This window comes from Scytonema hofmannii PCC 7110 (genome assembly GCF_000346485.2).
GTDB classification, from domain to species: domain Bacteria; phylum Cyanobacteriota; class Cyanobacteriia; order Cyanobacteriales; family Nostocaceae; genus Scytonema; species Scytonema hofmannii.
Map to the genome: position 1 here is coordinate 4,709,656 of NZ_KQ976354.1, position 15,817 is coordinate 4,725,472.

A 15,817-nucleotide genomic window follows, 5' to 3' on the forward strand; every position below is an offset into this window, starting at 1 on the left:
CTTGTTGCATTCTTAGTCAACCACTAGGTTTGCGCTTAAGTCAAGAGTGACCGTTATTGAATTCCTTGCCTTTTTTGAGGAAGAAGCTGTAAAAAATAAAACGTAGAACTAGAAAAACAAGTTAATTAAGTAGGGGGCATTGCTGTAATATTTTGAAAATCTTTGAATTCCAGAGATATGCTATTTGCTGTCTGTAGGGACGGTACAGATATCAGAAGTTATAAATATGACATATAAAAGGAGCCAACATTTGTGAGATTAGTTATTTTGGGAGGATCGGGATCGGGGAAAAGTACTCAAGCACACAGGCTGAGTAAGTATTTTGAGGTTCCTTTGGTCTCTGTAGGTGGGATTTTGCGCTCTGCGATCGCTAGCCTAACAGATTTAGGTCGTTTCGCTCAGCCATACGTGGACACAGGGGAGCTTGTTCCAGATGAAATGATAATTGAATTTATAAGTGAGCGACTGACAAAACCTGATGTAGCCTGTGGTTGGGTGTTAGAAGGTTACCCCCGCACGGCTTTTCAAGCAGAAGAACTGGATTTTTTACTGGACGGTTTGGGGCAAAAATTAGATTGGGCGATTTATCTCCAAGTGTCGCAGGCGGTAATGGTAACTCGTTCAGTGGGGCGTTCTCTTCCAGATGATTTACCAGAAATCGTGCAGCGCCGTGTGGAGTTGTTCTACGATCGCACCGTTCCTATCTTGGAATACTACGATCGCCGCCGTCGATTGTTAACCATTAACGGCGATCAGTTACCAGAGATGGTACAGCACAACATTGTTTCTCTCCTTTGCAAACCGTTATAAAATTTGGGCATGGGGGATTGGGCATTGGGCATTGGGCAATCTCTCAATCCAAAATCCAAAATCCAAAATTGTATTCGTTATCTTTAAAAATACTTAAAGCATTACATTCAAATTTTAGTACGCTGTATTGTATATGAAAATTTCGAGGCAATCCCAATGGCTTGGCAGCGTCCAGACGGTCGGCGACCCCACCAACTACGTCCTATTAGCTTCCAGCAAGGTTTTACCCGTTATGCATCTGGCTCCGTGCTAACAAAATTTGGAGAAACTCACGTACTTTGTACTGTCAGCGTTACTAAAGGAGTGCCAAGATTTCTAGAAGGTACAGGTAAAGGTTGGTTGACGGCTGAGTATCGAATGCTACCATCAGCAACTCATCAACGACAAGAACGAGAATTTATGAAATTGTCTGGAAGGACACAAGAAATCCAACGGTTGATTGGACGTAGCTTGCGAGCTGCCTTGGATTTAGAAGCGCTAGGAGAACGAACACTGACTGTAGATACAGACGTGTTGCAGGCGGACGCAGGCACAAGAACAACAGCCATCACAGGGGGGTTTGTTGCCTTAGCAAATGCAATTTCCAAGTTATTGCAACAGGGAGTCATAGAGCGATCGCCCCTGATTGGACAGGTGGCGGCAGTATCAGTAGGATTACTGGAAGAAGAACCATTTCTAGATTTAGATTATACAGAAGATGTTGCAGCTGGAGTCGATTTTAATGTCGTGATGAATCAAAACTTGGGAATCATTGAAATCCAAGGAACTGCCGAAGAGGGGAGTTTTAGTCGCCAGCAACTTGGGGAACTTCTCAATTTTGCCGAAAAAGGAATTCAACAATTGTTAATTTTGCAACAGCAAGCGATCGGAAATCTATTGAGGGAGTAGGGAGTGGGGAGTGGGGAGTGGGATAAGGAGGACAAGGAAGCACTATTAATAACCAATCCCTACCCACTACCCCCTACCCACTACCCCCTACTCCCTACTCCCCACTCCCTAATCCCCACTCCCCAACCAAAGATGATGTTAAAAGTTTTAAAAGGGAAAAAGGGAAATTGTCAGAATTTCGCTATTGTAATGCTGGAAGTGGCTAGTGTTATGAGAGAGCGATGAGCAAAAAAGTTGAAGTTCTAACGGATCGAGCTGCCCTGGTTTCGCAAGCGTTAGAATTGATAATATCTAAGATGGAAACTGCTATTGCAGAGCAGGGACGATTTACTATTGCCCTTGCTGGAGGTAGTACACCCAAACCATTGTACGAGGCAATCGCGTCACAAAACCTGCCTTGGGATAAAATTCACGTGTTTTGGGGAGATGAACGTTACGTTCCGCCCGATCATCCAGATAGCAATCAACTCATGGCACGTAATGCCTGGTTAGATCGTGTCGAGATTCCGACGGCTAATATTCACTCCATGCCAACAGATGAAGCAGATCCCGCAATGGCAGCAGCCAAGTACGAAAAGCATCTGCAAGAATTTTTTCACTCTTCACCCGGAGAGTTTCCTTCTTTGGATGTTGTTTTATTGGGCATGGGAGATGATGCACACACGGCTTCTTTGTTTCCCCACACGGCAGCATTAAAAGTAAAGGACAAGCTGATTACTGTAGGTAACAAAGACGACAACCAACGTCTCACCTTTACATACCCCTTCATTAACGCTGCTCGTTGCGTTATGTTTTTAGCTACTGGTGCTAATAAAAAACCAGCCCTGGCTCAAGTCTTTGCTCCAACTGCAGATGACCTCGCCTACCCAACCCGCCTTATTCAACCTAAAGGAGAACTTTTGTGGTTGTTAGATGCAGCCGCAGGTAGTGACCTGAACAAAGGATGAAGTATAAAGGATGAAGTACAAAGTATGAAGGAACCATGATTTGGACTTCATACTTTATACGACCCACTGAATACTTTAAGAAGGTACTTGTTAAAATCGGAAGCTAGAGTAGCCCCTCTGCTTGTCGGCACTATATTTTACGATTGAACTTCAACTAAAGGCTTAACTCCATGATCGTCTGCCCAAATTGCAATCACCCAAACCCAGACGGCGCTGTCCAGTGTGAAGCTTGCTACACCCCTTTACCAGCAACCACTAACTGTCCCAACTGTGGGGCAACCGTACAGGCAGATGCGTCTTTTTGCGGTCAATGTGGCTATAACCTGCGTGCGGCTGCTCCTGCTGCTGCTATTGCGCCTACCGCTGTTGCAGTCACTGTCGCTCCTGACATTTCAGAACCGCCACCCTTGGTTGTACCCGATCCGCTAGTACCGCCACAGCCCGTGACGGTGAATGGTTCTGCCAACAACAACGCGTCTAACTCTTCACCTTTCACACCAACAGCTGTTTCGGTTCCCGATCCACAATTCACCGAAGCCCAGAACAGCGAGCCACCAACTATTGCTGCACCACCGCCTCCTGTTAGTCCAGAACCAGTTGCAGCACCAGAACCCGAGCCAATCACTGCTGCAGCGCAACCAGTAGCGCCTCCACCAGTGGTAGCAGCCCCCGCACCCACTGTAACACCACCCCCTCCAGAGCCAGTACCCGCACCAATACCCACCCCCGCGCCGCCACCTCCTACTCCAGTGGCTGTACCACCTGCTTCCAGGACTCAATTACAGCAAGTTACCGCACGCCTCATCCACGTCCAAAGCGATCGGGATATTGAGTTACCGCTCAATCTCTCTGTTGTACACATAGGCAAGCCGAACGATCGCATTCCACCGGATATAGATGTCTCAGGATTTCCAAATTCAGAGATTGTCTCGCGAATTCATGCTGATCTTCGTATTGAGGGAGATGCTTATTATATGGAAGATGTCGGCAGTTCTAACGGCACTTACGTTAATAATTTACCCCTATTGCCAGGGAACCGCCACCGCTTGCGACCTGGCGATCGCATCAGTTTAGGTAAAGGAGACTTAGTGACATTCCTGTTCCAAATCTCTTAGCCGATTTTATTTCTAACACAACACGCGTGCTTGTGTGATTAAACTCATCCTGTTACATTCATTGCAATCTCTCCCGGCTCAAAGTTGGACTTTTGAAGATGAACCCATCATCCGCATCGGACGGGCGACGGATAATCATGTTGTTCTCTACAGTGCCGTGGTTTCCCGCCATCACGTTGAGGTAAGACGGGTAGATAAGGGCTGGGAAATTGTCAGCGTAGGTGCAAATGGCACTTATGTGGATGGAGAACGGATTCACCAAGTAGCGGTTAGTGATGGAGTCATCTTTCGCCTTGCTCGTTCCGGTCCTCAAATCCAAATCCGCCTCAATAATTCGTAATTCGTAATTCGTAATTTGTAATTAAATTTATGAATTATGAATTATGAATTGTGGTACAGCGGTTCAGCACAAACAACAGTTAGGATGGATGTGCAACTGCGACCAAATGCATTATCTGGTCATACGATTAGGAAGACAAACCCATGAGCAACTTTGGGAAAGATTTTGAACCCCTGCTTGCTAAAGAGGCACCACAAGCAATTGACCGCATGGGATTTACTTGGTTAATTGCAGCTGCTGCAGCCACTATTGTGCTGTGGCAGGTTCCCAGAGGAGATTACATTTTATACCCATTTTCTATCTTGGCAACTTGGTTTCATGAAATGGGTCATGGTATAACGGCGCTTCTCTTAGGAGGAAACTTTCAGCAGTTACAGGTTTTTCCTGATGGCTCTGGTGTCGCATATCACAGTGGAGCTTTATACTTAGGACCAATTGGTCGCGCTTTGGTTGCAGCCGCAGGACCAATGGGACCCCCAATTGCAGGTGCAGCCCTAATTCTCGCTTCCCGCACTTTTAAAACTGCAAATCTTAGTTTGAAGATTTTAGGGGGTTTTTTGCTCCTCTCAACAGCTATATGGGTGCGATCGCTGTTTGGAATTGTGGCAATTCCCCTTTTAGGTTTAATTATTCTTGGTATTGCCTTGAAAGCTCCTCATTGGGTACAGGGGTTTGTCATTCAATTTCTTGGCGTACAAGCTTGTGTAAGTACTTACCATCAACTGAATTATTTGTTCAGTGCTTCTGCTGGTCCCGGTTTACTTTCTGATTCAGCACAAATACAGCAGCAGTTGCTTTTACCCTACTGGTTTTGGGGTGGGTTGATGGCGATCGCATCTCTCGTTATTTTGGTACAAAGTCTTCGTATAGCGTATCGTTCAAGGTAAATAATTAATACCCCTTTGTAGGTTGGGTTGAGGAACGAAACCCAACATATATACCAAAAACGGTTTAGAAGATGACTTTCCGACAATTGTCAAGCATTCGTAGGGGCGCGGCGGCCTTGCGCCCCTACATAGGCGGTGAAACCATTTTGAAAAAGAACAGTTGTTAGCCGTTCACAGTATAGCAATCTTATTTGAGATCTAAACAAGGGGGACACGGGAGACAAGGAAGAGGGGTTGTAACTCCTACACGGACTACTATAGAATCGAATCGTAGGGTTTCCTGAAACCCAACATAAAATCGAGTTGTTGGGTTTCGCTATCGCTCAACCCAGCCTACACTGTCTTAATGAATCACATATATCGCCACGAATCACGTCGAGACGTTACACATAACGTCCCTAGAGTAAAAAACTGCCATCTAAACCTTAGCTGCAACTTTTTGTTGAGCAGCTATTTCATTTTGACAAGGGCGACCTTGCTCAAAATCAGATATATTAGCTACAGTTGTCTCCGAAATATTACGCAATGCTTCTTCTGTAAAGAAAGCTTGATGTCCGGTAATCAAGACATTTGGAAAGGTTATTAAGCGTTGAAAAATGTCATCTTGGATAATTTTTTCTGACAAATCCTCGAAAAACAAGTCAGATTCCTGCTCGTAAACATCAATACCGAGATACTTAATCTTACCAGACTTTAATCCTTCAATTACTGCTGTAGTATCAATTAAAGCTCCCCTACTCGTGTTGATGAGCATTATTCCTTGCTTCATCTGCTGTATGGCTTCGGTATTAATCAAATGATGAGTTTGAGGTGTTAAAGGGCAGTGCAAGGTAATGATATCAGAATTAGCAAACAACTCTGATAGTTCTACATATTTAGCTCCTAATTTTTCAACTGCTGGATTGCGGTAAACATCGTAAGTCAGAAGGTGACAGCCAAATCCTTTTAAAATCTGTCCCACAATTTGACCTATTTTTCCAGTACCAATAATTCCTACCGTCCGCCCGTTCAGATCGAATCCCAAAAGCCCTTCAATCGAGAAATTTCCTTCCCTAACACGACTATGAGCGCGATGAATCTTACGATTGAGGCTTAATATTAATCCAACGGTGTGTTCTGCTACTGCATAGGGCGAATAAGCTGGAACGCGGACAACAGTTATACCCAACTCGGCGGCGGCTTTTAAGTCCACGTTATTAAAACCCGCACAACGGAGTGCAATCAAGCGGGTTCCTTGTGAAGCAAGAAGTTCTAAAGTTGGGGCGTCAGCGCGATCGTGTACAAATACGCAAACAGCAGGAAATCCGGTTGCTAAGATTGCTGTATCTCGGTCAAGACGTGGTTCAAAGAAAACCAATTCATGTTGATTTTGGGGATTTGCAGCTTCTAAAAACTGGCGATCGTAGGCTTTTGTACTGAAGACTGCTACTTTCATAAAAAACTTCAAGCCTTATGCTGGGTTACTTTCCAGTACATGATAGCTTGTGACGGATTACGTATTGTGCTGTATTCCTTGAAGGAATCTTAAAAAAAATGAGGTAGCTTTTGTAGGCGGCTCGTGCTCTAATAACCCAAGTTGCGGGTTATCGATTGCTGTGTGCAAGTCACTCCTCAATTGATGCGAATACGTACAAAAAGTAGTGGTGACGCCACGCGCCACCGCGCTTTAGATTTGACTGAGGATTTAAGTACTTAAATGGTCTCGTTGCAATCACCTGCTGAATTCAAGTTATCGGTGTTGACGGCTTCGATTACTTGCTACAACTGCTGGATAAATACAACCAATTATTTTCACCTAAAGTGATATAATTTTAGCAAAGAAGTATTTCACTATTAAGCAAAGATGGTAACTTAAAATGGATTCACTAAAAGCAAAAATTTTTAAAAAACTAGAACAATTTCCAGAAAATACACTTCAGGAGGTTCTGGATTTTGTTGATTTTTTGGAGTACCGAAAGGTCAATAATCAAGAAATTTCTTTATCTACAGCTAGCAATGACACGCGAGAAAAATCTGATGTTGAATGGCTAGATAATGATTTATCTAATTTGGGTAGCTATGAATCTTATGATTGGCAACCAGGAGAACTAGAGGAGGGGTTACCTGTTAAATACATTCCAGGAGAGGGGGTAGTCATCGTTAGGGAATGACAACTACTTCTTTAGAATTTGGTGACATTGTTACAGCACGCTTTCCCGAACACAATCCTCAAGGTCGTGAACAACAAGGCTACCGACCCTCTATTGTGGTAGGTTTTCCAAATCGCATAGGAATACCCCGGTTCTCGTTGGTGATAGTAGTTCCAATGACTACAGATAAGGGACAGTTATGGGCATTATCTTCTCCCCATTTATATCCACGTTTTCCAATAGGAATGGCGCAGTTAAGAACACCATCTATTGCTTTGTTAGATCAGGTAAGGGTTATAGATGTTAACCGGATTGTTGCTTATCGCGGGAGTTTAACACCTGACCAATATGAGCCTATCTTAATTGGACTTCAACGCATTATTAGTCCTGAATTGTAAGTAAATCAGCAAAAAAAAGATGCAGAATAAAAGTAAAATTTCGTATCTGTCTCATAGGAGCGCTGTCTTCAAAGACAGCGCTACTACAAACTATAGCGGGTTACAACTGAATGAGGATACAAATTCATTTGTGTTCATCTGTGTTTCAAAAAAATCAATTTCACAAATTTTGTCAGATTCCTACAAACGCGATACGGCTGTCTTCCGTTCAGCCTCCGGTTTATCGCACCTCAAATTATGCAACCGCTGAGCTTTCATATCATGTAACTTGCTGGTGTAGGCTCGAACTTTCCATTCAAAGACGTATTGGACATTTCCTCTTTGACTCCACTGATATTTAACAACATCAATTCATCTCGCTGATGCCATACTGTAAATATTTTTTGCCTCTCATCATAGAGTGTTTCTAAATTTATTTGATAAACCTCATTATCGATACGCTTGAGCTTTAAGCCCAACAACTTCAATAACCTCTCCAGTATTCTGATTGCTGAAACACTCTTTTTTCCCATCTCAATATTAATTCCCAGAGTTCTGCGAATGTGTTTGCTACATTGAAGTGAAATATTTTTCAACAATATCAAATCAGCATCATTTTCAGTAAACTTGCGTTCTGACTGAAGAAATTTAAGCATTCCCAAGGCTCGTAATGCTTCTATTTTCAGGGTGTAATTCTTTAAATCCGGTAAAAAGACTTTACCATTACCCCAAGATAATTGCTGATGGAACTCTTGCTTATCTTTGAGATGAAAGTACTCGCTTTCATGGGTGAGGTAGTAGTGAGAAAGTAATTGACAGTAATACCCTTTATCATCCCGTAGCTTCAATTCTGGAGTCACTTCAATACCATACCTTTGCCTAAGGACATATTTGTTGATTTTGTGACGTTCCTCATTAGTTAAAGAATGTTTGGTCAGAAGTTGGTCGTATTCCAAGTAATCAATATCTCGTGCATTAGCTACAGCCGTTGCCAATGTCAATTGATTCTGTCGCTTAATTTCTCGAATTTTACAATCGATTTCTTGTGTATTTTTCCGGCTTTGCGACCAATCTTTCTGTACTTTTACAATTTCTAAAACTAATCTTTTCCGAGTTGCTAAATCCTTGGGATCGGTTGCCAAAAAGGCAAAGCGTAAATCTCGAATAATATTCTTTTGCGTATCATTGCTCCGCAGCGAAACTGGATGACCATCTGCAATCAACCCTTCTTTCATTGATTGGCGGAAAAAGATGATAGAAGCATTAACTCTTGCAGCTAGCTTTGACCAAGTTCGTAAATGGATGGGATCGTAAACTAAAGGTAAATCTATATCAATTTTATGTAATGGACTTAGCAAAGCTAAATTTTCTTTTTGATTGTCCTGATACCAACAGGAAAGCGATCGATAATTTGTGCTACCACTTCCAATTAAACCAATTCCTCGCTTAGCACACCAAATAAAACGGGGTATATTATCGCGGACTCTTGCTAATGCTTGTCGTGCATCAAAATCAGGAACAACTCCTTGAAAAATACCATAAACTCTATCAAAATGTTGCACATCAATACTAATTCCCGTACCCAAACTTGGAGTGACAAAAACGGTGTCATAGGCAGTCACTTTTTGATTAATGGACGCAACAAAATCAACAGCTGCATGACCGGGTGTGTTAGTTGTATGGCTGCTAACAACTAGACTATTGGGAAATTTGTGTTGCAATCTTGCCAAACGTTCTTTTAGGTAACGTTCAATTGTTTCACAACTATAACGTCCGGAACGACTATCAGTAGTTACATAACATTTATACCCTGTCATTAAATCTAATTCAAGTTGATGAATCAAAGGAGTGGGATTGGGAGAATCATAAAAAGTGGTATCCCAACCTTGCTGTGGTTTCCATTTATTAATTGCAATCCAAGGGACTACCTTAATTCCTGCCAATCCCTGTAAATATTCTAAGGAAACGTCTGATAAGTCAGCATCTTGGGCTATAATTAATCCCCCTGTTTTTAATACAGTTGAAATTAATTCCTGAAATATTTTTAAAATTTTGACTCGTTTATCTTTACAAGTACTGCTATTGAGTAGATGCCATAATGATTGTTCGACTTCATCCAAAATAACGATCGCACCTTGCCAATCTTCAGGATTCAGTCTCCAAATAGAATCAATGCATAATCCGAGGGAGTGGGGAGTAGGGGCGCAATGCCTTGCGCCCGTACAGGAGTAGGGGGTAGGGGAGTGTGGTTGATAAATCCCCCCCTTACCCTCTCTCCCCCTCATCCCCTCCTCTTTACAAAGTCCCCATTGAATACCGATTTTTTCACATAAAAATCGTCCGAGTTGAATCCTATGAGTCATTAATAAGACGGGTTGATTTTGACTTTTTGCTCGCTCTACAACCGATTGAAGTGCTGTGGTTTTTCCCGTTCCTTTTGCTGACTTAACTCCAACTAATCCAGAAGTTGGAAAAGGTATTTCTCCCAAGTAAGGACGGTTGATGGTGAGTGCAGCTGGAAGAGTTAATTCAGTATGGGGTTTAGTATGAGCAAGATAGACTTCTAAATCAATGCTTTGGCGATAAACGGATTCAAAAGCACTAGCGCCTTTGCCAACAAGAAAATCATCTACGCCTTTCTCCATTCCAGGAAGTTCAACGACTTGAACGGGGCAATTTTTTTGTTGGAATAAAAATCCTATTTGAGAAATAGCGTTATTTATAGCTACGATTTTCTTTGGTTGAGTTTCAAAATCAAAGCAAATATAAAATGTCCGCTTAGTAATGGTGAATGCGCCTAAATCGGGAATAAGCTGGCGACTGACAACATTACCAAACTCATCTCTGACAACACGATAACCATTAGTAATTCCGGGAATACCTATCGCTGCAAATCCTTGTGTTAATAGTGCTGCTGCTTTCTTGACCCCTTCACAAATAATTACGGGTACATTGCGTTCCATCACCCACGACCAAAAACCTTCTGCTTCACCATTAGGTTGAAGGACGATCTCCTCAGGTATAGCCACATTGTAACGTTGAGAAATTTGCTGCCAAATGTAAAGTGGGACTCGCAGACAAAAAATTCGTGTTGGCGTACTGGGAGGATGCTCGTACTTGATAGATTTGAAATTTTCATTCATGCGGGGTTGGTTTGGCTTAAAGCATCCCCACTCCATAGCTTTCCAGTGATTCAATGGATCGAGACCCGAACACCACCAGCCGCCATTTGCAACGTGTTCGTAACGCTGCAACCAGCCACTCTTAACCATTCCGGTGTTCGTGCGGGGTAAATGTTCGGAAATTAACAAATATTCATAAGCAGTGTTGCCTTGAAGAGATTTAAAATTCAATTTAACAATGTCTGAGTTTATACCACTACCGTTAACTAATTCTTCAAGGTGTTGGTTGTGTAAGTCGTGCGAGTACATTGGTCAGGTAGTAACAGAGGACGATGGACTTAAAACCTTAACACGCATCCTCTGATTTTTATAGGTAGGAAATGTAAAAGTTGTGTGACACTTTTGTACTCAGGGAAGTAGAAGATACATCGGTTAATGATTAAGAAGTTATTCTCGTCTTCTGTATAAGTAAAACAATAATTATGTATTGTTATATTTATAACGTTATAAAAAATATATATTAGTAAAAACACTATAACTCGAATACGTAGCATTCCTATTCCTAAATTATTCGTGAGACAAAGAAACCCGGTATCTTGGAGATACCGGGTTTCTGACGCTCAGTATTTTCGGTTCTTTCGTACATATCGTGCTAAATTGTTAAGTCTCAATATAGTCTTGCTACTAAGCCACAACTTCCAATTCACTGAGATGGGTCATGACTTTACTTAGTTTTTCGCTAAAGTAGACGACTTCATAGTTAGGCGCGAGTTCTTTTTGCAGTTGCTTCCACAGACTGATTCCTTCTTCGTCAAAAGCTGCTTCAGCCTCTGCACTAGGGAAACCTGGTGAGTCAATTGGATCAGACCAATTTAATGTTGCATTATAAGCCTTTGCCCATTTATGCAAGCGGTTAATCGTTTCTTGACTTAAAGACAGTTTTGCTGTATCTATGTTACCAACTTTATCTGCATCTGCCCACCACAAAGGATCGCATCCATAGTCAGCCATTAGTTTAATCTTTATTGCCATAGATGTTCTGGTTGAATTAGGGTAATGAAGCTGGATTGGCTCCGACTATATAACCATTATTACTCACACTCACTGCAATGTACTGTGTTTGTCCATTAAAACTTACTTCATACTCTTCCTTATTTACCATATCAACCAAATTAAGCTACAGCTTCCAATTCACTCCAATGAATAATCACTTTGCGTAGTTTTTCGCTAAAATAAATAACTTCATAAGTAGATGCAAGTTCTTTTTGCAGTTGCTTCCACAAGCTAATTCCTTCTTCCTCAAAAGCATCTTTTGCATCATTACTTAGGAAACTAGATGAGGCTGGATCATCCCAATTCAACTTTGCGTCGTAAACTTCTGCCCACTTCTCCAAACGACTAATAGTTTCTTGACTAAGCGGTAGTGTTGCTGGATCGATGTCGCCAACTTTCTCAGAATCTACCCACCACAGTGGGTAGCATCCATAATCAGCCATGAGTTTAATTTTTTCTGCCATAGTTGCTTTACCAAATTATGGGGAAGTTCTAGGGTTTGCACCTACTATATAACCATTATTGCTGATAGTTACTGCTATGTAATGAATTTTGCTATTAAAGCTCACTTCATAAATAAGACGAGTTTTCTTTCTCCCCTGATAGCCAACAATTCTACCTTGTGTTACCGCCGCGATTACAGCATCAGGTATTTGATGTGGTTCAATTCCCACATCAGTAAATTGGTCAAAATGGTTTTCAAGTATATGCTGCAGTCCTGCTTCAGTATTTCCCTCTTCCAAAAAGACTATTTTGCCATCTGGTTGCCGAGCAATCCGCACAATTTTTTCAGGAGTATGCTTGATACCGAGTAGGCTTAGTTCCTTAATTAAAGCTGTTTTCTCTACTTGATAATCTGGTTGTTGATTCAATAATTTAGCCCTCAGTATCTACGTCTCATCCTTCACCAATACCTAACTCCTGATGTAGTTCATTGATTGTTTGTGGTTTGAAAGTTCTGGCTCTCGCTCTTTGCAACGCAGTTAGCAAGCGATCGGCATTTTTAGGCGAGCGAAGTAAATAAGCTGTTTCTAGCAAACTGTTTAATTCTTCAACAGCAATTAGGGCAACGCTTTCGCCTTCTTGCCGATTAATAATCACCACATCACGCTCGGCAATGACGCGCTACTCTAAACCTGGGCAAACTTAAGGATTTAAGCCCTTAAGGACAGGGATGCCGATAGCGCAAGGCTTTTTACGGATATGAGGGGTCACTAAAACCTGCACAGTATCAAACCTCCTAGAGGTCTTTGTTTGCCGTAGCGTGCCGTGCAAAAGACAGTTAGTCTTTACCTGTTTGATACCAGGAGAATAAAATTTATGACGTTTAAAAGCGCCACAAATATCAATCTTCCTAGCTACCTTCTTCCAAGCTCCCGACTTCAATTTGTCCTCTGGCTTTTTAAAGTAAGAATCAAGGTGTTTGGGTAATCTTTCAGTTCGATTCTGACCGCGCCGCGCTATTACCAACGCTGCGGCACACCCAGAATTCAAACCATAAATTGCCATGTATTTCGTCACACCAATAACACTGGTGTAAGCAGCTTCAACTTTAATCAGTTCTACCCCAGATTTGACACATCTAGATTCAATCATCTGGGTAAACTGACTGTATGCCATATTAGAAAGCATCCGCGCATATTTTGCACTTTTTTCTTTCATAGATGCTTTCTTTTGGGCAAAATCTAAATTCTCAATAACTACGGGTACGCCGCATCTCAATGCAATTCTGACTACTTCGGATACGGCTTTTCCAATAATGTCTTTTGTTTGCGCTGAGCGCTTATCCTGAACATTGATTTTAATAGATCCGTGGCGCTTCAAGTTCCCATGCCGGTCTATTACGCTCCAATCAATACTATTAGGATTAAAGTCAATTCCCAGCGCACCATTTTCTAAAAATGTTTGGGTTACTGGGTCAACTGTTTCGAGGGTTGCATTAACATAAAACTCCCCATCTTTGTTAACTATTTCATAGGTGACTGGCTGCTTGCTACCGTTCCTAGAAGCCGCTTTCTTCTCCCCATCATTACCTTTACGGGTAGAGGTGTGTTTAACTGGTTCTATTGCAGTCAGCAACCACTCTTGACCGTAGGCAAAACTAATATTATGCAGGGTAACGGCATCACCGTACTTTGCTCTTAACTCCGGGGTAACAGTTATAGTTAATGTCTGCGATATAGCATTATATCTAACTAACTGATTTCCTGATGCAAAGTTCTTTGAGCCTATAAAGAAAGAACGATTAGACCGCTCTGCACGCCAGTCCTCCAGCCATTCTTTTTTATTTTTGTAACCGTTTTCTTTTAACCTGTACTGCTTTTCAAATAACCTGGACGATCCAAAAGTTACGGTAAAATGTCCTGTAGTTTTCGACTCTTTTAGACGGAGGATTTTAGCCTCAAGCTTGTTAATTTTCTGTTGCTTGAAGTGAATCTTTCTTTTCAACCTTTTAGCGGTTGATTCATGTCCAGACACAACAGCTTTGCTTAGCTTAAATTCTAATTTCTTAATAGTCTGTCGAATCTCTTTGATGCGGTCGTAGTTGTCCTCTATGTATAGGTCTACTAACTCTACTTGAGAACTATAAGTAGACGCCGCTTTATTGTAAGCGTTTTTAGCTTCTGAGTTGGAAATACCAAACCGCTTTTCAAGCTCCTTGCAAATAGTCTTTTCTAACCCAGATTCTTTGGTTGTTGTCTTACCAATTCGATTTCGTAGCGCAAATGCTGTTCGGGTAGCTTGTCCGAAAATTATCCCGTATTCTTCTAGGTAATCTAACGCCGTTCTATTTTGATTAGTGTTGAATGCTGTTGTTTGGATAGTTACGACGGACAAGTTTTATCACCTCCTTAAATTATTTAGCTTATCAGTATTATACACAAGATTCTAACTCAATTCCGTTTGTTTGCTGAGATTTTCTTAGCACTTTTATCCAATTCCTCAATCAAAGACTTATTTTGATGACTTCTCAGCCCATACAATCGGGCAGAAAACACGCTTGTTGACTTCCAAAACGTCTTGCACTAACTCTTATTCGGGTGAGGCGTTAACATCGTGGTTGATGATTATGACTTCAACGTTTAACTGTTCGCATAAAGAAAAAATTAGCTCGGCTCCAAACCTTAATAAGCGGTCTTTATGTGTAACAATCAGTCGCCGTACTTCACTTCTCTAGAAGTAGCTTCACCAACTTCGATAAACCACGTTTATTGTAGTTAATTCCTGAACCTATATCGGTAATTATTTCGTGCTTCCAACCTTGTCTTTCGCAGAAAGACGGCAAGTACAAGTCCTTGACGTTGTAAATCTTCCTTCTGTGGGCGCGTGCTCAACGAATGCATAACAAATTGTTTTTCCTTCACGCTCAGTTGTACCCAGAAGCTTAGCAACATCATACCGTCTATGTCCGCCACTGGTACGTTCTGCAACGATTTTGCCTTCTTCCTCCCACATAGCTCAAAGTGTCGGGGTGTACACCTAACAGGTCACTGGCATCTTGTATGGAAATCTTCGGCATCGTGTGAATTTACGCAACTTTACCTAGATTAACATAGAATTTTCGCAGTGGAACTCACCCGATCGCACAGTTCAGCTAGCTTAGTACTGGCATCAGTCAAGGTTGTCTGATTAGACATGATGCAACAATTCCTCATGCTGTATGTTTTTCAAATACATCATAACTTGAACGCTTAGAGAATTACTCCATTCATCATCTCTGCTCCCTTAGAAAACAGTGACATTACAGAAGAATGCTTTTAATAACCATAAGATTTACTATTTGTATATAGTCATTATACGTAGTACTGCTATATTATTAAGCACAACTTGAGACTTAAGATGAAATAGTAACAGCACTTTTTTTCAGTGTTTCCTCTGTTTTTTTAGCACTCAGTAACTGATACAAACATAAATAAAGAAGGAAATTAACGATTAATATCTCTTTTAATCAGCACTTCCATCGTAGCAAACCAAGGTTAATGGGTAATTAAATTAATGCAGGGAAATATACTCGTAGCAACTGTATATTTGGTCAATAAAGATATTGACAATATTCTAATTTTTTTCATTTCAATGATAAGTATTTTCATTGCTTTTTTGTATTTCGATGATTTTGTCCAAGCGCAACACCGAAAATATCTTGATAGT

General features: G+C 41.4%; 15 protein-coding genes and 1 pseudogene. 8 read left to right on the forward strand and 8 right to left on the reverse strand.

What is annotated here, in order from left to right; genetic code table 11:
• Positions 1-252 precede the first annotated feature (252 nt).
• The 6 genes from WA1_RS19600 (at position 253) to WA1_RS19630 (ending at position 4,987) form a co-directional block, all read left to right on the forward strand.
• A complete protein-coding gene (locus WA1_RS19600; RefSeq protein WP_017741859.1) occupies positions 253-810 on the forward strand; it encodes an adenylate kinase family protein in 558 nt (185 codons plus the stop codon).
• A gap of 156 nt (positions 811-966) precedes the next feature.
• Positions 967-1,698, forward strand: a complete 732-nt coding sequence (rph, locus tag WA1_RS19605) for a ribonuclease PH (RefSeq protein ID WP_017741858.1) — start codon at positions 967-969, stop codon at positions 1,696-1,698.
• A gap of 221 nt (positions 1,699-1,919) precedes the next feature.
• Positions 1,920-2,645, forward strand: a complete 726-nt coding sequence (pgl, locus tag WA1_RS19615; RefSeq protein ID WP_017741856.1) for a 6-phosphogluconolactonase — start codon at positions 1,920-1,922, stop codon at positions 2,643-2,645.
• A gap of 170 nt (positions 2,646-2,815) precedes the next feature.
• The gene (locus WA1_RS19620) at positions 2,816-3,760 is read left to right on the forward strand and encodes an FHA domain-containing protein (protein WP_017741855.1); all 945 of its coding nucleotides are present in this window, start codon (positions 2,816-2,818) and stop codon (positions 3,758-3,760) included.
• A gap of 34 nt (positions 3,761-3,794) precedes the next feature.
• Entirely contained in the window at positions 3,795-4,100 is a 306-nt protein-coding gene (locus tag WA1_RS19625; RefSeq protein WP_017741854.1) for an FHA domain-containing protein, read from the forward strand.
• Between the two features lie 143 nt (positions 4,101-4,243).
• Entirely contained in the window at positions 4,244-4,987 is a 744-nt protein-coding gene (locus WA1_RS19630) for a M50 family metallopeptidase (protein ID WP_017741853.1), read from the forward strand.
• Positions 4,988-5,405: 418 nt separating this feature from the next.
• On the opposite strand, the gene WA1_RS19635 is transcribed toward WA1_RS19630, so the two are convergent.
• Complete coding sequence (locus WA1_RS19635; RefSeq protein WP_017741852.1) at positions 5,406-6,422, reverse strand: 2-hydroxyacid dehydrogenase; 1,017 nt, start codon at positions 6,420-6,422, stop codon at positions 5,406-5,408.
• A gap of 421 nt (positions 6,423-6,843) precedes the next feature.
• On the opposite strand from WA1_RS19635, the gene WA1_RS19640 reads away from it, so the two are divergent.
• Positions 6,844-7,137 (forward strand): DUF2281 domain-containing protein, encoded by a 294-nt coding sequence (locus WA1_RS19640; RefSeq protein WP_017741851.1) that lies wholly within the window; start codon positions 6,844-6,846, stop codon positions 7,135-7,137.
• Complete coding sequence (locus tag WA1_RS52955; RefSeq protein WP_017741850.1) at positions 7,134-7,514, forward strand: type II toxin-antitoxin system PemK/MazF family toxin; 381 nt, start codon at positions 7,134-7,136, stop codon at positions 7,512-7,514. The genes WA1_RS19640 and WA1_RS52955 overlap by 4 nt, the downstream gene beginning before the upstream one ends.
• Positions 7,515-7,768: 254 nt before the next feature.
• Here the strand turns inward: WA1_RS52955 and WA1_RS19650 are convergent, their stop codons facing one another.
• The 7 genes and pseudogenes from WA1_RS19650 to WA1_RS61745 form a co-directional block, all read right to left on the reverse strand.
• Entirely contained in the window at positions 7,769-10,924 is a 3,156-nt protein-coding gene (locus tag WA1_RS19650) for a plasmid replication protein, CyRepA1 family (protein ID WP_017741849.1), read from the reverse strand.
• A gap of 375 nt (positions 10,925-11,299) precedes the next feature.
• Positions 11,300-11,647, reverse strand: a complete 348-nt coding sequence (locus WA1_RS19655; RefSeq protein ID WP_017741848.1) for a hypothetical protein — start codon at positions 11,645-11,647, stop codon at positions 11,300-11,302.
• Between the two features lie 140 nt (positions 11,648-11,787).
• On the reverse strand, positions 11,788-12,132 hold the full coding sequence (locus WA1_RS19660; protein ID WP_017741846.1) for a hypothetical protein: 345 nt from the start codon (positions 12,130-12,132) through the stop codon (positions 11,788-11,790).
• A gap of 15 nt (positions 12,133-12,147) precedes the next feature.
• Positions 12,148-12,540 (reverse strand): hypothetical protein, encoded by a 393-nt coding sequence (locus WA1_RS19665; protein ID WP_017741845.1) that lies wholly within the window; start codon positions 12,538-12,540, stop codon positions 12,148-12,150.
• A 25-nt stretch (positions 12,541-12,565) separates the two neighbouring features.
• Positions 12,566-12,772 (reverse strand): type II toxin-antitoxin system Phd/YefM family antitoxin, encoded by a 207-nt coding sequence (locus WA1_RS19670; protein ID WP_017741844.1) that lies wholly within the window; start codon positions 12,770-12,772, stop codon positions 12,566-12,568.
• Between the two features lie 42 nt (positions 12,773-12,814).
• Complete coding sequence (locus tag WA1_RS19675) at positions 12,815-14,506, reverse strand: IS200/IS605 family accessory protein TnpB-related protein (protein ID WP_017741843.1); 1,692 nt, start codon at positions 14,504-14,506, stop codon at positions 12,815-12,817.
• Between the two features lie 56 nt (positions 14,507-14,562).
• A pseudogene (locus WA1_RS61745) lies at positions 14,563-15,188 on the reverse strand (IS607 family transposase).
• Between the last annotated feature and the right edge of the window lie 629 nt (positions 15,189-15,817).